This window comes from Burkholderia cepacia (genome assembly GCF_001718835.1).
GTDB lineage: Bacteria > Pseudomonadota > Gammaproteobacteria > Burkholderiales > Burkholderiaceae > Burkholderia > Burkholderia cepacia_F.
The window spans coordinates 2146604-2163926 of sequence record NZ_CP013444.1; the positions used below are offsets into that span (position 1 = coordinate 2146604).

12 protein-coding genes and 2 pseudogenes are annotated in these 17323 nt (G+C 63.9%); 4 read left to right on the plus strand and 10 right to left on the minus strand.

The window, feature by feature from the left end; translation table 11 throughout:
• Nucleotides 1-391 precede the first annotated feature (391 nt).
• The gene (locus WT26_RS29505; RefSeq protein WP_069274618.1) at nucleotides 392-1885 is read right to left on the minus strand and encodes an amino acid permease; all 1494 of its coding nucleotides are present in this window, start codon (nucleotides 1883-1885) and stop codon (nucleotides 392-394) included.
• Between the two features lie 97 nt (nucleotides 1886-1982).
• On the minus strand, nucleotides 1983-3389 hold the full coding sequence (gene aspA, locus WT26_RS29510) for an aspartate ammonia-lyase (protein WP_069275192.1): 1407 nt from the start codon (nucleotides 3387-3389) through the stop codon (nucleotides 1983-1985).
• 196 nt (nucleotides 3390-3585) lie between these two features.
• Here aspA and WT26_RS29515 point away from each other — a divergent pair, with 196 nt between their 5' ends.
• The gene (locus tag WT26_RS29515) at nucleotides 3586-4560 is read left to right on the plus strand and encodes a LysR family transcriptional regulator (RefSeq protein WP_069274619.1); all 975 of its coding nucleotides are present in this window, start codon (nucleotides 3586-3588) and stop codon (nucleotides 4558-4560) included.
• Between the two features lie 24 nt (nucleotides 4561-4584).
• On the opposite strand, the gene WT26_RS29520 is transcribed toward WT26_RS29515, so the two are convergent.
• Nucleotides 4585-5646, minus strand: coding sequence for an asparaginase (locus WT26_RS29520; protein ID WP_069274620.1), 1062 nt, complete (start codon nucleotides 5644-5646; stop codon nucleotides 4585-4587).
• 315 nt (nucleotides 5647-5961) lie between these two features.
• On the opposite strand from WT26_RS29520, the gene WT26_RS29525 reads away from it, so the two are divergent.
• A complete protein-coding gene (locus WT26_RS29525; protein ID WP_069274621.1) occupies nucleotides 5962-8181 on the plus strand; it encodes a TonB-dependent receptor in 2220 nt (739 codons plus the stop codon).
• Between the two features lie 439 nt (nucleotides 8182-8620).
• Here the strand turns inward: WT26_RS29525 and WT26_RS29530 are convergent, their stop codons facing one another.
• From WT26_RS29530 to WT26_RS29540, 3 genes are all read right to left on the minus strand, one after another.
• A complete protein-coding gene (locus tag WT26_RS29530; protein ID WP_069271886.1) occupies nucleotides 8621-9490 on the minus strand; it encodes a hypothetical protein in 870 nt (289 codons plus the stop codon).
• Nucleotides 9491-9783: 293 nt separating this feature from the next.
• Nucleotides 9784-10653 carry a hypothetical protein gene (locus tag WT26_RS29535; protein WP_069275193.1) on the minus strand — a complete coding sequence of 290 codons (870 nt, stop codon included), beginning with the start codon at nucleotides 10651-10653 and terminating at the stop codon, nucleotides 9784-9786.
• A 1-nt stretch (nucleotide 10654) separates the two neighbouring features.
• Nucleotides 10655-14554 (minus strand): type VI secretion system Vgr family protein, encoded by a 3900-nt coding sequence (locus WT26_RS29540; RefSeq protein WP_230461649.1) that lies wholly within the window; start codon nucleotides 14552-14554, stop codon nucleotides 10655-10657.
• A gap of 244 nt (nucleotides 14555-14798) precedes the next feature.
• Between WT26_RS29540 and WT26_RS36625 the strand changes: the two are divergent.
• Nucleotides 14799-15034, plus strand: a pseudogene (locus tag WT26_RS36625) (IclR family transcriptional regulator); the annotation flags it as partial.
• Between the two features lie 27 nt (nucleotides 15035-15061).
• Here WT26_RS36625 and WT26_RS29545 read toward each other — a convergent pair.
• From WT26_RS29545 to WT26_RS39185, 3 genes and pseudogenes are all read right to left on the minus strand, one after another.
• Nucleotides 15062-15385 carry a hypothetical protein gene (locus WT26_RS29545; protein ID WP_069274622.1) on the minus strand — a complete coding sequence of 108 codons (324 nt, stop codon included), beginning with the start codon at nucleotides 15383-15385 and terminating at the stop codon, nucleotides 15062-15064.
• Nucleotides 15386-15507: 122 nt separating this feature from the next.
• Complete coding sequence (locus WT26_RS29550) at nucleotides 15508-16530, minus strand: DUF2891 domain-containing protein (RefSeq protein WP_069274623.1); 1023 nt, start codon at nucleotides 16528-16530, stop codon at nucleotides 15508-15510.
• A 114-nt stretch (nucleotides 16531-16644) separates the two neighbouring features.
• Nucleotides 16645-16842: pseudogene (locus WT26_RS39185) on the minus strand (hypothetical protein); the annotation flags it as partial.
• Between WT26_RS39185 and WT26_RS29555 the strand changes: the two are divergent.
• Entirely contained in the window at nucleotides 16820-17044 is a 225-nt protein-coding gene (locus WT26_RS29555; RefSeq protein ID WP_010089051.1) for a hypothetical protein, read from the plus strand. The pseudogene WT26_RS39185 and the gene WT26_RS29555 overlap by 23 nt on opposite strands.
• Before the next feature lie 20 nt (nucleotides 17045-17064).
• Here the strand turns inward: WT26_RS29555 and WT26_RS37760 are convergent, their stop codons facing one another.
• Nucleotides 17065-17211: a hypothetical protein gene (locus WT26_RS37760; RefSeq protein ID WP_155123249.1), complete on the minus strand. Its 147-nt coding sequence runs from the start codon at nucleotides 17209-17211 to the stop codon at nucleotides 17065-17067.
• Between the last annotated feature and the right edge of the window lie 112 nt (nucleotides 17212-17323).

Below are 17323 nucleotides of genomic sequence, written 5' to 3' on the forward strand. Positions count from 1 at the left end.
ACTGTGCGCGAATCGATTCGCGCGTAAATTGAAATGATTAATTTCAGGACGAAAATCCTAAAGTTCCTTTGCGGCTTGCCGTTAACGCACGGTTGCACTTGCCCGGAAACTGCCGGAATCACCAGCCGGCAAGGCTTTGCGCCTGCCTTTCACGCGACGCGAATTATCGATCGCGAGATTGCATGACGGGATATTCATGACGATCAGCATAACGTTTGCGAATGATCGCCATTCAATTTACCGAACGAATCACGGCATGGAATAAGCACATCGCCGGATTGCTTTTCCGAATCATATTGACGAATCGAGGAAATGCCCCGCCGCGCATTTCGCGCTCGCCTGCGCGCGACGGCAGCCCGTGCAGGCTGCCGTCTCCCCTTCCGCTGCGAAATCAGGCCTGATTCACCCGATCGGCCACGGACCGATGCATCGTCGCCGCCTCGCGCACCGAGCCGCGCTTCGCCAGACGCCAGCCGACCGTCAGCGCGAGCACGACGACCGGAATCGTCGCGATGGTCCACGTGCCGCCCGGGTAGTCGAATGCCATCAGCACCAGCACGCCGACGAGGAAGGCCAGCGTGAGCCACGACGTGAACGGCGCGCCGGGCATCCGGAACGACACGGCCTTCAGCTCGCCGCGATCGACCGCGCGGCGGAACAGGATCTGGCACATGACGATGAAGCCCCACGTCGTGATGATCCCGAGCGACGCCATGTTCAGCACGATCTCGAACGCCTGGGCCGGCACGATATAGTTCAACGGCACGCCGATCGCGTTGATCGCGACCGTGATCAGGATCCCGCCGTACGGCACGCCGCGTGCGTTCATCCGCGACACGAAGCGCGGCGCCGATCCGCCCATCGCCAGCGAGCGCAGCACGCGCCCGGTCGAATAGAGGCCGGAGTTCAGGCTCGACAGCGCGGCGGTCAGCACCACGACGTTCATCACGGTGCCGACGTACGGCACGCCGAGCTTGCTGAAGAACGTCACGAACGGGCTTTCGTGCGCGCTGTATGCCGTCCACGGCAGCAGCATCGTCAACAGCACGACGGAGCCGACATAGAACAGCGCAATGCGCCACATCACGCTGTTGATGGCTTTCGGCAGGACCTTGCGCGCATCGGCCGTCTCGCCCGCCGCGACGCCGACGAGCTCGATGCTCGCGTACGCGAACACGACGCCCTGCACGATCAGCACGGCCGGCAGGAGCCCGTGCGGAAAGATCCCGCCGTGATCCGCGATCAGGTGGAGGCCCGGCAGGTGTCCGTCGAGCGGCCGGCCGCTGGCCAGGAACAGGCTCCCGACCAGCAGGAACACGCCCAGCGCGCCGACCTTGACGAGCGAGAACCAGAACTCCATCTCGCCGAACACCTTCACGCCGATCATGTTCATGACCGACACGATCCCGAGCGCACCGAGCGCGAACACCCACTGCGGCACGTCCGTGAACACGGCCCAGTACTTCATGTAGATCGCGACCGCCGTGATGTCGACGATGCCGGTCGTCGCCCAGTTCAGGTAGTACATCCAGCCCGCGACGAACGATGCGCGCTCGCCCATGAACTCGCGCGCGTACGACACGAAGCTGCCGCTGGTCGGCCGGTGCATCACGAGCTCGCCGAGCGCGCGCATGATCAGGAAGGCGAACACGCCGCAGACGAGATACACGAGCGCGAGCGCGGGCCCCGCGCTCTGCAGGCGCCCACCCGCACCGAGAAAGAGGCCGGTGCCGATCGCCCCGCCCATCGCGATCATCTGCACGTGCCGCGGCTTCAACTGCTTCGCGTAACCTGCTTCGTGCGACGCGAACATCGCGTCGGGGTCGGCATGATGGGAGGCGGCGCCGCCGGCCGTGTCAGCCGGGCGCTCGCTGGCATGTTTCATGATGTGTCTCCGATGTGATTGGAATTGAATGGACAACGCGCAGCCGCCGCGCGCGAACGACGGCCCGGCGGCTGCTGCGGTAACGGGGTCGCCGCGCTCAGTAGACGCGGGGCTGGATCAGCGCTTCGGGCTGAAGCGCTTCGTCGACCTGCGCATCGGTCATCAGCTGGCGGCCGAGCACGACTTCGCGAATCGACTTGCCGGTCGCGTGCGCTTCGGCCGCCACGGCGGTCGCGCGCTTGTAGCCGATGTACGGATTCAGCGCGGTCGCGAGCGCGACCGAGCGCTCCATCGTTTCGCGCAGCCGCTCGGGGTTCGCGGTGATGCCCTTCACGCACTTGTCGGCAAGCGTCGTGCAGGCCGCCGTCAGGTGGCTGAAGCTGCGGAACAGCGCGCTGGCGATCACCGGCTCGAACGCGTTGAGCTGAAGCTGCCCGGCCTCGGCGGCGAAGGTCACGGTCAGGTCGTTGCCGAATACCTCGAACGCGACCTGGTTGACGACTTCCGGGATCACCGGATTCACCTTGCCGGGCATGATCGACGAGCCGGCCTGCACCGGCGGCAGGTTGATCTCGCCGAACCCCGCGCGCGGGCCGCTCGACAGCAGCCGCAGGTCGTTGCAGATCTTCGACAGCTTCACGGCGATCCGCTTGAGCACGCCCGACACCTGCACGAACGCGCCGCAATCCTGCGTCGCCTCGATCAGGTTCGGCGCGGTGCTCAGGTCGAGCCCGGTAATGCGCCGCAGCGCCGCCAGCGCCTTCTCCGCGTATTGCGGATGCGCGGTGATGCCCGTGCCGATCGCGGTCGCGCCGAGGTTGATCTCGCGAATCAGCCAGCCGGCTTCCTGCAGGCGTGCAATGTCTTCCGTCAGCATCACCGCGTAGGTCGAGAATTCCTGGCCGAGCGTCATCGGCACCGCGTCCTGCAATTGCGTGCGGCCGAGCTTCAGCAAGCCGGCGAACGCGTCGGCCCGCTCCGCGAACGCATCGCGCAGGCGCGCCATCGCTTCGAGCAGGTGCTCGAGCGCGAAGCAGGTCGCGACCCGGATCGCGGTCGGATAGACGTCGTTGGTGCTCTGCGCGAGATTGACGTGTTCGTTCGGATGCAGGTATTCGTATTGCCCGCGCGCGTGCCCCATGAGTTCGAGCGCGCGGTTGCAGATCACCTCGTTCGCGTTCATGTTGGTCGATGTGCCGGCCCCGCCCTGGATCACGTCGACGACGAACTGGTCGTGCAAGCGCCCTTCGCGAATCTCGACGCACGCGGCGGCGATCGCGTCGCGGTACGGCCGCGGCAGCAGGCCGAGTTCGCAGTTCGCGTCGGCCGCGGCCTCCTTCACGGCCGCCAGCGCGATGATCAGGTAGGGAAACGACGCGATGGTGCGGCCCGAAATGTCGAAGTTCTCTTTTGCGCGCAGCGTATGGACGCCGTAGTACGCGTCGTCCGGAATACTTCGTTTACCTAAAAGATCCGCTTCGACGCGGAAGTCGATGCCTGCCATCGTGTGTCTCTCCAGTTTGGTCTCGCCGGCGAACGCCGGCATCGAAAAGGCCCTCGGTTCATGCGCCGCGAAGCCGAACCGGTCTTCGCCGGCCTGCCGCCTGCGCGACGGGTTCGCATTCTATGCCTTTGCAAAAAAATACTCATTTCGTTATTATCGAATTCGGTTTTGCGTCACATGCAATAGCGAGGCAAGCATGAAGAAGGGGCCGAGAGAGGCTGGCGTCGATCACATGGGCGCGATGCGCGCGTTCGTGAGAGTGGTCGAAACGGGGAGTTTTTCGGCGGTCGCGAAGGAGATGCACGTGTCGACGTCGACGGTCGCGCGCAAGGTCACCGCGATCGAGGAGGCCCTCGGCGTCGCGCTGCTGCACCGCTCGACGCACAGCGTCACGCTGACCGAGGCCGGCCATATCTACCTGGAACGCGCCGTCACGCTGATCGCCGATCTCGACGACACGTTGCGTGTCGTCGCCGGGCTGAATGCGCAGCCGAGCGGCCCGCTGAAGCTCACCGCACCGGTTGCGTTCGGCCGCCGCCATCTCGCCCCGCTGGTTGCGCCGTTTCTCGCGCGCTACCCGACGATCCAGCTCGACGTGCGGCTCACCGACAACCACAACGACCTCGTGGCCGGCGGCTTCGACCTCGACATTCACGAAGGCGAGAACTACCTGGACAACCTCGTCGTCCACCGCCTGTCGCGCAACGACAGCATCCTGTGCGCGACGCCCGGCTATCTCGACCGCTGCGGGCGTCCGGCCGAGCCGCACGAACTGGCGAGCCACAACTGCCTGCGCTACGTGCATCCCGAAGGCGATCCGCGCTGGGAGCTGGTCGGGGCAGACGCGCGGCACAGCATCCTGCCGGCCGGCAACCTCGTCACCGACCATTCGGAGCTGCTGCTCGAAGCGACCTGCGCGGGGCTCGGCATCGCGGAGTTCGAGATCTGGCTGGTGCGCGACCTGCTCGCGAGCGGGCGCCTCGAAGCCGTGCTGCCGCGCTACCGGCTGCAGAACCGGCTGACGGGCGAATACATCTACATCGCGTATCTGGCGAACCGGCGCAGCTCGGCGAAATTGCGGGTGCTGCGCGAATTCCTGGCGGAACGGCTGGCCCACGTCGGCGAGCTTGCCGAAGCGCAGATGCAGAAGATTCGCGGCGCACGGCGCTGAGCGCCGTCGCCGGGGCCCTGCCGGTCAGGCCGGCTGCAATTCGAACGGGAACGTGGCGCGCCCGATCTCGACGCCCTGCGTGTTGCGCATCGGCGGCCGATGGAAACCGGCCAGTTGCGCGCGCTGCTCGGCCGTGCCGATCCGCAGCCGCTCGAGGAGTTCGCTGACGACCATGTAGAGCACGTCGAGATTGCCGTCCCCGATCTTCACCGAGATGCCGAGCGCACCGTCGGCGCCGAGCTGCCGCGTGCGCGCCGACGCACGCACGCCGATCCCGTAGCACGCATCGGCGCCGAGCTTGCCGACGACGCTGCCGCCGAACGCCCGCATCAGCATGGTGCAATACCGGCCGTCGCCGGCGACCATCTCGGGATGGCGCGTCATCGCGTGGTGAATCCGCGCCAGCGCGCCGATGCGCGCGTCGTGCGCGTTCCCGGCTTCCACGGCGTCCGCGGCATGCGCGAGGCCCGCGTAGATGCGGGCCAGGCGATCGAGCGGAAACGCCGGCGTCGGCAGGTTGCACCCGTCGATCGCCCAGCCCACTTCGTCGTCGCGCAGCCCGCATGCTTCGGCGACGGCGCGCTTCACCCGCACCTGCATCGGATGCTCGGGCAGATGGTAATCGGCGATCGCGGCGCCGATCGCCTGCGCGCCGGCCAGCATCCCGACATGCTTGCCCGAACAGTTGCTGCACACGCCGGTCGGCGTGAAGTCGCGCTTGATCCATGAGCGAAGCACCGCGTCGGACAGCGGCGCATGCCCGCCGCACCGCAGGTCCGATTCCTGCGCGTGCACCTTGGCCAGCATCGCGCGGGTTCGCTCGACGTGCCGGTCCTCGCTGCTGTGCGACGCGCACATCAGCGCGATGTCCGCATCGTCGAAGCCGAATCGCTCGGGCGCGCCCGTCTCGATCACCGACAGCGCCTGGGCCGGCTTGGCCGCCGACCGCGCGAGCGTCATCCGGAACGGATCGCCCAGCCGATACAGCAGCCTGCCGTGCGCATCCACCACCGCGACGTGCGCCGCGTGCGTGTTCTCGATCGCCTTTCCGCGGTACGTGACTACCGCCGCGCCGTTCGTATCCATCCTGTCTCCATTTCTCACGGCCGCGTGACCGGGCCTCGTCAATCGAGGCGAAAGTGTATCGAGTCCCCTCCGCGCCAGGCGAACGCGCGGATGGAAAGTGGTGTTGCGCCCGGTGCAAAGACGCTCGCTATCGTGCACGAACGAGTCAACTCTTTCAGTACAAAAACCAATCAACTGTTTACATATTTGGTGACAATCCCTAGAATCGCGGACGCAAATGCGAATCATACGCATTACGATTGACGTGCAGGACTGCCCCGGACCGCGTCCGCCGCCCGCACGCCGCCGATCACCGATACTTCCGCTGCCTCTCCTATGCCTGCCCAGTTCAACACGCGACCGCGAGCCCTCGTGTCCGCGCTGTATTGCTCCGTTTTCCTGACCCCGCTGCTCGCCTCCGCCGAAACCGCGCCCGCCGCCAACGCCGCCGCCGATTCCGCCGCCACGCTGCCGACGATCACGATCCAGTCGTCCGCGCCGTCGGACATGCAGGTGAAGCATTCGCCGTCGTACAAGTTCACCGCGCCGCTGCTCGACACGCCGCGCTCGGTCACGGTGATTCCCGAGCAACTGATCAAGGAGAAGAACGTCACGTCGTTCGCGGACGCGCTGCGTTCGGTACCGGGCATCACGTTCCTCGGCGGCGATGCGGCCGCGAACCCGTCGGCCGATCGCCCGGTGATCCGCGGCTTCGAATCGCGCAACGCGATCTTCGTCGACGGCATGCGCGACTCGGGGCTGCAGAACCGCGAGACGTTCGCGGTCGAGCAGATCAGCGTGATCAAGGGCCCCGACTCGGTCTATGCGGGCCGCGGCTCGGTGGGCGGCAGCATCGACATCGTCACGAAGACGCCGCAGAACGACGACTTCATCAACAGCAGCATCGGTTTCGGCACCGACGGCTACAAGCGCGCGACGGTCGACGCGAACCGCAAGATCAACGACACGACGGCCGTGCGCCTGAACGTGATGGGTCACGACGCGAACCAGGCCGGCCGCAACGACGTGTACAACAAGCGCTGGGGTGTCGCGCCGTCGATCGTGTTCGGGCTGAACACGCCGACCACGGTCACCGTGAGCTACTACCACATGAACTCGTACGACATGCCGGACTTCAGCGTGCCGTTCCGTGCGTCGGGCGGCACGCCGGTGCCGACCGATCGCGGGCAGTTCTTCGGGCTGAACACGCGCGACTACCGCTACGGGCAGACCGACACCGCCGAAGTGCGCGTCGAGCACAAGCTCGATGACGGCTGGAAGCTGAAGAACACGACGATGTTCGGCCGCTCCACGCTCGACTACGTCGCGACGAACCCGCAGATCCTCGCGTCGAACCCGAACATGCTGAGCCTGCAGGCGAAGAGCGGCAAGTATGCGCTCAACGGCTTCTCGAACCAGACCGAAGTGACCGGCAGCGCGAGCCTGTTCGGCATGAAGCACACGATGACGGCCGGCGTCGAGTTCAGCCACGAGCAGGCACGCTACGAGGGCTACCTCGTGTCGGATTCGGCCGGCAACAACATCCGCTCGGGCGGCCCGTGCTCGGTGGCCGGCAACTGCACGCCGCTCGCGGGCGGCTGGAACCCGAACATGCCGTGGACCGGCAGCATCGTGCTGAACGGCGACAAGGGCTTCCCCGGCGCGACGACGAACACGCGCACCGACACCGTGTCGGCGTACATCTTCGATACCGTGAAGCTGTCCGAGCGCTGGCAATTCAACACGGGGCTGCGCTTCGACCGCTACGACACGACCGGCAAGCAGGCCGGCGTCGCCGACCTGTCGAACACGTCGAACCTGTTCAGCTACCAGTTCGGCCTCGTGTTCAAGCCGGCGAGCAACGTGAGCCTGTATGCGTCGTACGGCACGTCGTCGAACCCGCCGGGCTCGAACGGCGGCCTCGGCGGCGGCACCGACCAGATCACCGCGACGAACCAGGATCTCGCGCCGGAGCGCTCGCGCAACATCGAGATCGGCGCGAAGTGGGACGTGCTGCAGGACCAGCTGTCGCTGACGTCGGCGCTGTTCCAGACCGAGAAGACCAACGCGCGCGTGAGCGACGGCCTCGGTCACACGGTCAACGCGGGCAAGCAGCGCGTGCGCGGTTTCGAATTCGGTTTCGCGGGCAACATGACGCCGAAGTGGCACGTGTTCGGCGGCTACTCGTACCTGAACGCGGTCACGACCGACGCGGGCCCCGGCAGCCCGGGCGCATCGGGCCTGCCGATGGTGATGGTGCCGAAGCACAACTTCACGCTGTGGACGAGCTACGACGTGATGCCGAAGCTCACGCTCGGCGCCGGCGCGACGGTGATGAGCCAGACCTATGCGTCGGTGACGCCGACGGTCAGGAAGTGGACGCCCGGCTACGCGCGCTTCGACGCGGCCGCAACCTGGCGTGTGAACAAGACGATGGACGTCCAGCTCAACGTGCAGAACCTGTTCGACAAGCAGTATTACGCGAGCGCGTATCCGATCTACGCGACGTGGGCGCCGGGCCGTTCGGCGATGGTCACGCTCAACTTCTATCAGTGATGCCGGCGGGCGTCGCGTCCGGCCCGTAAAGCGCCCCCGCCGCGATCATGAAGGTCGCGCGCCGCCGTCCCCCGAGCAACCCGTGCGGCCCGGACGGCGTCGCTTCAGCGCGCGTCGCGCGAGGTGGATGACCGTCCGGTCGTCTCCTCCCGGTGGACGCGCCGCCCACGCAATTATGCGTGCCTTGTTGAGGGTGGCATGTAACGTCAATGCCCGTCAGGTGCAGGGCGCAGGTTTGGACAACACGGACCTACATTGACCTCTACTCGCCGCCCTGTTTGATCAACCTCGTCCGGCTTGTGGATTCGGCCGATAAAAGCACTCTCGCTCCCCCGGATCGCACACTGATCGAGCGCATTCATAACGTTTTCCGCGCGTCGGCACGCAAGCTGTCGAGCGATTCTTTCTAGAAATGCTTCGAAAGCGCCTCCCCTGCGGCTCACGCCTCGGATTCCGGGTCAGTCATCCACCATATCGGATGCTCGGACTCCTCCCTCAACCACATCCACTGGCCTGCTACGAGCTCAGTGTGCCGCCGTTGTTCGTGCTCCTCCCGATGCGTCAACGTGCGGACCATGGGAAATCTTTGTCCTTTCCGGAGCACCAAGTTGGTCGGGCTAGAGGTCTTGGTGTATCCCTGCCATAACCCGGTTTCGGGGCAGAGCATGCCTGTGCACAGGTTCATCTCCCCGTATTTCTGGCGCTTCGCCTGACGCTCTTCAAGGCGACGTTGTTTGCGTTCCTCGGGCGTCAAAATCTTGTATGTTCGGCTTATTCTGATTTCACCAAGCATCTGTGGAAACGCCCCATCCAACGGATTTGCATAAAAGAGCTCAACATCGACGGGAAATTTACTGCCGGGAATGTCTTTTGCTCGGTAGCGAAACGTCTGAGCGTTTGGAGCATCAGGCGTGCGCCCCATTATTTCATTCCCATAATTTTTGTTATCTTGCGAATCCACCCAATAATCCTCTAATTGAAGAAGTGACTTGATTTCCGTATCGGGAAGATCGGCGATCATCGGATCAAGGAGAATTCTCACTCCAGTCGGGACGATTTTCACCTTCGATCGGTCTGCGCTGTAATCTTCGGGGTCGTCGAATGTCGAAAACGCAATTGTCGTCGAACGTGATACCGGGTTGGCGTAAAGATAGCGCCGCCCTTCCGCTCGATAGTGTGGCTCGGTGTCGATGATGCGACCAAAGACGGTACCTGACGGATCAAATGGCTTATCATCGCGCAGGATCGCCATTGCATTTTTCAGGATGCTGTGTACCATCGCGCGCTGTTCGTCAGCTTGGCTTGTCATGTCAACTCCTTGCGCCAACGGCTCCGAGGGCAGCCTTATACTTGTCTGTGCATGTACCTGGGTTGAACACAAGAGCGCGATCACCACGGTCCCAATAGGCCTGCACCACATCCGCACACGCATAGGCATCTTCTTCATGTAACTGGCTCCGGTATCCATCTTCAAAACTCACCATCTTCGCCGCCGTCTCGGGCGAAACTCAAACAGCCCGTATGCCTAGGCATGCAAAATCGACAGGTGGGATCTCACATGGATACGCTCATTTCGAAATTGAATTTTGGCTACGTTGCAGCTCATGCCTCCGATTCCGGATCAATCATCCACCATATTGGATGCTCGTACTCCTCCCTCAACCACATCCATTGACCTGCTACGAGCTCGCTGCGCCGCCGTTGTGCGTGTTCCTCCTGATGCGTCAACGTGCGGACCATGGGAAATCTTTGTCCTTTCCGGAGCACCAAGTTAGTCGGGCTAGAGGTCTTGGTGTATCCCTGCCATAACCCGGTTTCAGGGCAGACCATGCCCGTGCATAGGTTCATCTCCCCGTATTTCTGCCGCTTTGCCTGCCGCTCTTCAAGGCGACGTTGTTTACGTTCGGCGGGCGTCAAAATCTTATAGGCACGTCTTATCGCAATTTCGGCCAGCATCGGCGAAAATGATCCGTCAAGCGGATTTGCGTAGAAAAGTGTGACGTTGATAGGAAATTTACTACCGGGAGTATCCTTATTTCGATAACGGAAACTTTGCAAATTTGGGGTTTGAGGATGACGCCCTGGTATCTCGTTTTCATAGTGACGATTTCCGTTTGAATCGACCCAATAGTCATCCAGTTGAAGCAATTCCTTGATTTCCGTGTCGGGTAGGCCAGCGAGCATCGGGCTTAACCGAATCGTCACGCCCGCCGGGACGATCTTCACCTTGGAACGATCAGCACTAAAATCTTCTGGGTCATCACCAGTAGAAAATTCAATTCTCGTGTCAGGTAACACTGGATTGACATAACGGTAAAGTTTTCCTTCGGCAGGAAGATGTGGCTTCGCCGCGTACACCCGTCCGAGGACTGTGTTTCCCGGATCGAATGGCTTGTCATCGCGCAGGATCGCCATCGCCGCTTTCAGGATGCTGCGCACCATCGCACGCCGTTCTTCCGCTTGATGTTGCATCTCAACTCCTTGCGCCAACGGCTCTGAGGGCAGCGTCATACTTGTCTGTGCATGTACCTGGGTTGAACACAAGAGCGCGATCACCACGGTCCCAATAGGCCTGCACCACATCCGCACACGCATAGGCATCTTCTTCATGTAACTGGCTCCGGTAGCCTTCTTCGAAACTCACCATCTTTGCCGCCGTCTCGGGCGACACGTTCAGCAACTTGCTTACTTCGGCCTGCGCAATTGGTAGATCGGGCTTGACGTAAGCACCACCAGCTTGATTATGGATATAAGAAATCATCCAGTAATAATGAAATACCAACATTCGATGCAATCCAACGACAACTCGCTCATCATCAGGGATTTTTGAGGTTCCCATGGCTGAGAAAATACTCTTCGGCAAATTATCCTCGTATACTTTCATTGCCCGAGAAAACGCCATGTAATCATTCTTGTGCTGCCGAAGTAGCGCCACCATCCAAAACGTTTGCTGGCAATGCCGCGCTTCGTGGTAAAGCAGGTCAGCAAATGCTTTCAGTCGGCCATCCAACACGGCCGCATCATCCGCAGCCACAATAATTTTTGCGACCTCTTTCTCCTGAATGGCTATGACCCAGTTTTTCTGAACAAACGATGCGCTGACATCGGGGCGCATGTTGTATCGGGCTTGCCCTTGCTGCGCACTGACAATATCGATGCGCGGCATCCCACCCTCCGACTCGTCAGCGTAGCCCTTCGGCAAACCAAATGGTCCCTCGCCCAAGGCATCAGAAAGAACTCGGCCGACCACCTTTGCGATGCCGGCCTTCAATTCAAGCGGCACCGAACCATCCAGCGTCTTGTACTTCCCCCATTGGATGCGACGAAGAATGTCCTTGATCGCCGCCGTATAGGCCTTCGTCACCGGATACACGACATCGTTGCGCGGCCGATTCGCCCGCACATCGCTCTGCCTGGCCCCGTTGATGAAGTGATGGAAGCGCAGCCCGAAGTTGAGCGGGTCGCAAGTCGCGAACATAGGTTGTTGATTCTCGGACGTGGCCCCCTGCTCCGGCGTGCTCGCCGTCTTGCCCCTGATCTTCGCGGTCCGTTTGTCGGCATTCGGTGCCGTGGCGGCATAGGGTGTCGCGATGTCGCGCACGATCGCCGCATGATTGACCGCAATCACCTTGTCCGGGTCGCTTGCCGCCAGCAGCTCGACCGTCCCAAACGTGATGTCATGGTCGGTAACCAGCGCCGTTTCGCCACGCTCGTTACTCACCCCCTCGATCACGCGTCCGTTATCGAGCGTGATCCGGTAAGGCTGCCGCGGCAGCGCGAATCCGCTGGCGTGCTCCATCAACACGAAGTGCGCGGCAAACCGTCCCGGATTGTCCGGCGTGACCGGCAAGCGCATCGGCCGCGTCTGGGGAACGTCGGCCTGATGACTGCCTGCATGGACTGTGTGTTCGCCGGCCGTGCGCACCACGTAGCCCCGTTCGCTGATGCGCACTTCCGTACTGCCCGCGTGCAGCACGATCTCCTTCGCTGCATGGAGATGAATGCGATCGGTCGTGCTCGTGATCGTGACCGCCTGCTTGGCCGTCATGTCGATGCCATCGGTCTGCGCCTCGATGCGCACGTTGCCGGCGGCGGCAACCAGCTTCATCCCCGCCTTGTGCACGAACAACGAGAGCGCATTCGCCACGCTCGCGAACAGCGAGCGGCCGACCGCCAGACCCACATGCCGGCCGCTCGTCACGGCGACATCCTCGTTGCTCGCGATATGGGCGCAGCGTTGCGCCGCGAGACTGATTCCCGCCGCTGACGACAGCACCAAGTCGGCCTCCGCCAGTTCCGGAAAATCGTGTTCACCGCCGGACGGCTTTCCCCGAATCGCATCGTTGCGCGCCTTGATGGCCTTCGCCACGTCGCTCTGGTCGGCGTCAAGCTGCTGCGCGTCATGCCGTTGCGCCAGCCCGCACAGGCTCGCCTGCAGTTCTTGCGCCTGCGTCAGCCTGCCCACAGCCTCGCGTGCATCCTTTGCATGACCCGCGCCGCCGGCTCGGCCGTCCGTCGTGACGAACAGGCCCCTCAACGCCCGCACCACGCCCCAAAAATCCGTGCGCAGCTCGAAGCCCTTGCCGCGCGCATCCGCGCGGCCTTTCTTCCTCACGATGCGCCGGAGATTCCCGAGACTGAGTTGAGACGCGCCCGCATCGCTCGCGATCTGCGTCTGGATTTGTCCCTGCGTATCGTCGATCGCCACATGGCCGGACGCCGTGCCTTGAAACTCCCGGCCGCGCAGCACCGTTACCGCCTGGTTGTCCGGCAGGTCCAGCGCCGGTTGGTGGAACGCGTTCACGGCGCTGCCGACGATCACGGGCAAATCCGGGTCGCCGTAGTAGTGCTCCACGGCGACCTCGTGACCGACGCGCGGGAGAAGCGTCGCCCCCATCTCAATGCCTTGCCACGGCGACAGCACGCGCAGCCAGATTCCGGAATGCTCGTCCAGCTTGCCGTGACGATCCCACCCGAACTGCACCTTGACCCGGCCGTATTGGTCCGTCCAGATCTCCTGTCCGGCCGGCCCCACGACGATGGCCTTCTCCGGGCCGGACAGGCACGGTTTCCGCACGCTTCGCGCGAGCCGGAACGGCTCGTTTGCCGGCAGCAGTTCGAACTGCGTGTCGACGCGACAGGTTTGCGCGCGGCCGGCACGATCGCCGATTTCCTCGATGTCGAGCATGCACGACACCACCACGTATTCGCGGTTCGCGGCCTGCTGCGGATGGCCTGTCAGCATGAACGTGCGGCCCACGCTCAACCCGCGCAGGTTGCCCTTTCCATTGGCGCGTAGTCCCGCACAACGCTTCGCCTCGAGCTGCACGCGTGCGAAATGGCGCGCTTCCACATCGGTATCGTTCGGCTGGCCCGCGAGACCGTGCGCGCCGGCCAGCGGCTGGCTGTAGTCGCCCCAATCGTAGATCTCGCCGTCCGCGCTCGCGGTCTCGCGCGGGTTCTCCTCGGTGACGGTCAGCTTCGCTCGCGGACGCGTGTAGTCGTAGTCCGTCACGGTCACGCGGCCGATGGTGAGCCGGCTTGTCACCGACAACGCATGAATGTGCTCTTCGTCGATGCGCTTGCCGTCGGGCGGCAGGTAGCGCAGCGTCTCATAGGCTGCGCCGTGCGGTTGGTGGCCGCCCATCGTGTCGCACAAGACCAGACGATGATGGCCGTCGTCATGCTCGAACCACCACCAGATCCCCCATTCCTCCCACAGGCGTTGCAGGAACGCCCAGTCCGTCTCGTACGCCTGACGCTGCAAGTCCCGCTTCGGGTAGATGCCGCGAGACACACCGGCCAGACGCTTGTCGACCCGATACGGATATTTGGCGAGAACCGCGTCGGTGATCTCGACCACGCTCATGTCCTGAAACAGGCGGCAGTCTTGCGTCAGCGTCGCACGATGGAGCCACGGACGTAGTTCCAGCTCATACAGGATCGAATGCCGATCCTGACCGGCAAGCCGGGCCGCCTCGATCAGCCCGGTGATTTCGCGTGCATTCGCGCCGATGTCGGCGAGTCCGGCATGGCCTGCAAGGCCCGGTTTGCCTTCGAGCTGGATCAACACGGTCGCTTCGGTGCCCACCATCGTGTCGAGTTCGAGATCGGCCGTCCCGCTCGGCGAGAACGCATAGGCATCGTCGGTTCGCAGCGTGACCTGATAACGACATTCGTCGATGCGACCGATCGTTTCTCTCCCCTGCAATCGCACCGGAACGAATACCGGCAGTCCGTCGACGCCATAAGTCGGCAGCGCCGCGCCGGAAATGGACAGGGTGCGCGACTGGGGGAGCGTCAACCCGACGTTGCCACCGGGGTCGATGGCGTCGCCCAAACCGGCCATGTCACGGTCTTGTTCGTTTTTCATCAACGACTCGCGCGAGGAATGAAAGCGTTCTTTTACCTCGCAACGAAACGCCGTGCAATTTTCGAGATGAGAATTGACGGTTTGTGATGAATATGGTCGGTTGTGCTATGAGAATTTCGAACATATCAGAATTGTTTTAAAGCCAATTGAGATTATTCCAACTTGTTTTTCATTCCTTATTCAGTAGCCCGACCCGAAGGGGGTGGGCTATCCGAAGCGAAACCGCCGAACTAGCGCCACCGCGCAAAAACGCGCGATGCTCGCGCGGCTCACGCTGAAGAAGATGACCTACCGGACGCTGACCGATGCGCAACGACTCGCGGTGTCGGGATCGACAACGAGGAATTCGTGCGCGGGATGGTGGCCGTTGCCGTTCCGGCTAAAAGCACCGCGAGCGGCCGGATGCTCACGGTGCATGCGCCGACCGCGCGCGCGACGCTCAGCGACCTGCTGGAGGCGGTGCAGAAGATACGGGAGTAACAAGCCGGCTCGCGCAGCCGTTCAAGCTCACGCGAGCTGATAGCGCAGCCAGAAGGTTTCGCGGCACGCGTTGTCGAACGTCATCCGCGTCGGGCCGATCGGCTGCGCATCGGGATGGCGGAGCACGTCGTAGTCGATCCAGCATTCGACGCACAGCAGGTCGGACGGCGCGCGGTCCTGCTCGACCGAGCGGCGCACGATCGCGCCGTTGTCGAAGCGGTATTCGGTTTCGTCGCGCGTGACCTCGACATCGTCGTCGGTCCAGCGGTCGTGCGACGTCGTGTGCGACACGATCGACACCGGGCCCGCGAGCCCGTGGATCGCGGCAACGTAGGAAATGAGCTTGTCCATGACGATGCAGCGAACTGGCGGATGGCCGATTCGCGCGACGCGCGATGCGCGATGCGAGAAACGGCCCGAGCGGCGAGTATAGCCGCGCACCGATGACCTTGCCGCCCGTGGGGTTTCGCGCGCTATGCCTCCAGCGCGAGCAACGCGAACGTCGCGAGCCAGTGCTCGCCCATGTAGTCGCCGGCCACGTGCGCGAGCGCGCTCGCGAGGTGCCGGCCGGCCGCATCGAGCAGCTTCGCGCGCCGCGCGTCGCCTTCCGGCAGCGCGCCGGCGAGCGCGCGCTGGCACCACGCGCGGCTCAGGTTCAGCCCGTCGAGGTGGGCGATCTTGCCGTCGCTGCGATCGCTGACCGTCGCCGGCTCGAACAGCGTCGCCGGCTCGCCGCGTGCCAGATCGGGCAGGAAGCGCGCGAACCAGCCGTCGAATTCGGCGGCCGGCAGCACGCGCCGCATCAGCTCGGCCTCCATCAGCGCGGGCGACAGGAATTCGTCGCCCGACGGCTCCCACGCCTGGCACGCGACATCGTTCAGGTGCCAGCGCTTCGCGGTATCGACGATCAGCGCCGCGAGCCCGTCGCGCTGCGTGTCGCGCGCGAAGTCGAGCGTGAGCGCCAGCGCGAACGCGGTGTTGAAGTGCGTGCCGACGCGCAGCGGATAGGTCGCTTTCGGCAGGAAGACCTCGAAGCGCGCGACGAACGCGTCGGTCAGCGGCGTGAATGCCTTCGCCCAGCGCGCGGCCTGCGGCAGCGCGCCCCTCAGCGCGAGCCGCTCGAGCTGCGCGGCGAGCGCGAGCAGCCACGCCCAGCCGTAAGGCCGCTCGAAGCCGCTGTTGTGCGGCAGCGCGAGGTACGCGCGCTCGCCGGCGACGTTCGCATCGGTGAAGTGCGCATCGACGATCGCGACGATGCGTTCGGCCTCCGGCAAGGCCGGGTAGCGTTCGAGCACGCGCAGCACGAGCCAGTAGCCGTGCACGCACGAGTGCCAGTCGTAGCTGCCGTAGAAGATCGGATGCAGCGCGCGCGGCCCCTGCACGTCCTGCGGGCCGGCGAGCGCATGCGTGAGCTTGTTCGGATATTCGCGGGTCAGGTGCGCGAGCGCGAGCGACGCGAATTTCGACGCGAGTTCGGGGGTGAGTCGTGCAGTCATGGTCCTCTCGTCGGTTCGTCGATAACGGAAACGGACGCGGGCATCCGTAGCGCGTCGCGCCTGTCCTTCGGTTCGAAAAGCGCCGCCGCACGCGATGTTGAAGTTCGCGGCCATCGGCGTCATCAGCGTACCGCAGAAGCCGCCTGCCGCGCATTTCGTCCGATGATTCGCCGCGCGCCGGCGGCCGTCCGAAAACGCCGCCCTGCCCCGCCGGGCGGGCCGCCCGCATGGCGGAGCCCCCATGCAGCAACTACACTGGAAAACATCCGCAGCACTCGGGAGAGCCGCCATGATTGACGTATACGAGACCATCGGCAGCCGCGCGTTCTCCGCCCATCTGGCGAAGGACGGGATGGTGACGCTGATGGAGCAACGCCATGAGGTCGACCGCGTGACGCTCGCCACCGCCTATGCCGCGCTCGTCGAGGACGTCGAGCAGGAAGACGACCTGCGCGACGCGACCGTCGAAGGGATGATGCGGGCGCTGATCCAGGGATACGCGCGCAGCCATTGAGCCGGCGCTGGTTGCGCATGCTAGCGCCGCTCGTAGAAGCGACGCAGCACGAAATGAAGCGGCATCGCCACGACCATCACGATCAGCGCGGCCTCATCGGATGACGTGGCGTCCGCCCAGCCGCCCGCCGTGCGATCGGAGCCGAACAGGCCAACCAGGATCACCACGAGCCCGCCGAGCGCGCACGCGACCCGCGACGGCGAACGGGGCCCAGTCGCCGTTCATCGCGTCGTCACGCCCCTTTTCATAGCCCCACCGATTCGGCAGCCATTCCCGATC